General features: G+C 33.2%; 1 protein-coding gene and 2 pseudogenes. 2 read left to right on the top strand and 1 reads right to left on the bottom strand.

Going from position 1 to position 2,358, the window contains the following annotated elements:
* Positions 1–711: 711 nt before the first annotated feature.
* A complete protein-coding gene (locus CBG25_RS06200) occupies positions 712–1,548 on the top strand; it encodes a hypothetical protein (protein ID WP_290605344.1) in 837 nt (278 codons plus the stop codon).
* A 12-nt stretch (positions 1,549–1,560) separates the two neighbouring features.
* A pseudogene (locus CBG25_RS06195) lies at positions 1,561–2,262 on the top strand (M10 family metallopeptidase C-terminal domain-containing protein); the annotation flags it as partial.
* Here CBG25_RS06195 and CBG25_RS06190 read toward each other — a convergent pair.
* Positions 2,255–2,358 (bottom strand): annotated as a pseudogene (locus CBG25_RS06190) (IS110 family transposase); the annotation flags it as partial. The pseudogenes CBG25_RS06195 and CBG25_RS06190 overlap by 8 nt on opposite strands.

Below are 2,358 nucleotides of genomic sequence, written 5' to 3'. Positions count from 1 at the left end.
ACTGCTTACTTGCAAGAATATTTTATAGATATCTTTAATGCATGGATAACCGGACAAAATATGAACATCCTGATTTTTTCTTGTTTTTAAATTTATACTTCTTTTTTAGAGACTGCGAAACTCGTGTAATAATGGGATTTTATTATAATATTTAGCTTCATTTTGAAATTTTTTATAAATGAGGCTGATATTTTTCTTTATTTATATTCCAAAAATATAAGCAATAATATGTTTTATAACTTTTTATTTATAATATAATTAATATGTTATTTAAATAATGAAATCGAATATCATAAACGATTTAAATTACTCTGTAACTTACATATAAAATTAATAATAAATGAATAATAGGATATTAAAGATGGAAAAAATATATACGCAAGTAAAAGAATATAGCAATAATAATTTTAAACACTATAGGGCACCTCGAAAAACTCAAGATTTTCGAGGTGCCCTACATTAGATGATAATGAGATAGATATTCTGTTTCATAACTCTATTTGAGGAGAATCGATAATTGATTGAAATATATTATTTTTTACGCCTTAAGCCTTAATTGTTAACGCTAGAAATTATTTATTGTTCAAAAATAATTTTGCCACTTCTAATGCAATAAAGAGAAAATTACAACAAAAATTTGAAAAAATAAAAAACAAGCATAAATTTAATTGGTAATTTGTTTTTTTCAATATTTGTTGAAAGGGGCTAATCATGTCGGTAATAGGGGGAGGGCATACCAATTTTAAACAGAATGGAGCTGGATTAATACCATTATCGACTGTATCACCATATCAACCTTTATCCCTTTTTGAAATTTCAAACATTTCGCAATGGGTAATTGATACTTTGCGAGCAGATGTACGAGGCAAAGATAAAACCAAAAACTTGAAAGACTCTTATAGTATTGATAAAGCCGGTCAACACGCCACCTGGAATAGTGAGCATCAAATTGGGCAACCTGCAACAGTTACTTATTCTTTTAGCCTATGGCAAGAGTTTTATGATGCTTACGATCAACTAACAGAATATCAGCAGGCACAAGCTAGAATGGCATTAGATAGCTGGGCTGATGTTGCTAATATCACTTTTATTGAAGATGCTTCGCAAACAACAAATATCAATTTTGGTAATTTTCACAGCATAGAAGGTCAGGCATTTGCTTATTTACCAGATAGTGGACCACAAGCAGGACAATGCTGGTTTAATGCCCAAAATCATCAAAATTTAGCTCCTTATCCGGGAAATTACGGTAGATTATTATTTGAACATGAAATAGGTCATGCAATAGAGCTTTCCCACCCGTGTGACTACAATTCAGTATCAATTAATAAACAAACTCAGACACTTAGCTGGAATACAAATACACAAGAAGATGTTGGTTATTTGGCCAACGCGCCTTATGAAGAAGATAGCCGTCAGTATAGTGTGATGAGCTATTGGCCAGAAAATAATACTGGCGGTTATTTTCATGGTTCTTATGCATCAGCACCGCTTATAGATGATATTGCGGCTGTTCAAGCGCTTTATGGCGCGAATATGCTCACATGAACTGGCGATGATGTTTATGGCTTTAATTCCAACACTAATAAAGATTGGTATACAATTAGTGACCCACGTATCGGTTGTATATTCTCAGTATGGGATGCAGGCTGGAATGATACATTAGATTTTTCTGGTTACTCTCAAACTCAACTGATTAATTTAAATTCGGGTTCATTTTCAAATGTCGGAGGATGGATAAAGAATGTCTCGATCGCAAAAAATACGGTTATTGAAAACGTGCTAGGCGGTTATGGGCAAGATACTATATTTGGTAATAATGTCAGTAATGTAATTAAAGGTGGTGCTGGCGGAGATATTATTTATGGTTGCTTAGGGCAAGAGATACTTTGGGGTAGAGATGCAACATTTAGGCAAACTAATGGCACAAATAATAGTTCATCAAATTTTTTTTCTTATCACAGTTATTATACCAATAACGCAGAAAATAGTGAGCAGCAAACAGATTTTAAATATGTAGATCATTCCTCACCGTTGAGAACTGGCCCAGTAGAAAGAAATATTTTTGTTTATTTGTCGTTTGAAGATTCAAAATCGAGTGCCCCGGATAGGATCATGGATTTTCAAACAGGAGAAGATAAAATTGATCTATCTTGTTTAAATAAAATCTTATACGATAGCCATAGCGGGCAGCATATTCTTAATTTTGTTAATGATTTTGACAGAAAGCCAGCAACTGTCTTGACCAACAAAATTACGTAGTAACCTGATGGTAGGATTCATCCCATTCTTCGTTCTTTCTGAGCATCGCATTCAGGATGGTCAACAGTTTGCGCATGCAGGCAACCAGAGCGACTT

Source organism: Arsenophonus sp. ENCA (assembly GCF_002287155.1).
Lineage (GTDB): Bacteria > Pseudomonadota > Gammaproteobacteria > Enterobacterales > Enterobacteriaceae > Arsenophonus > Arsenophonus nilaparvatae.
Note: the sequence above shows the minus strand (reverse complement) of the source record. Positions and strands in the feature narration are given on the sequence as shown.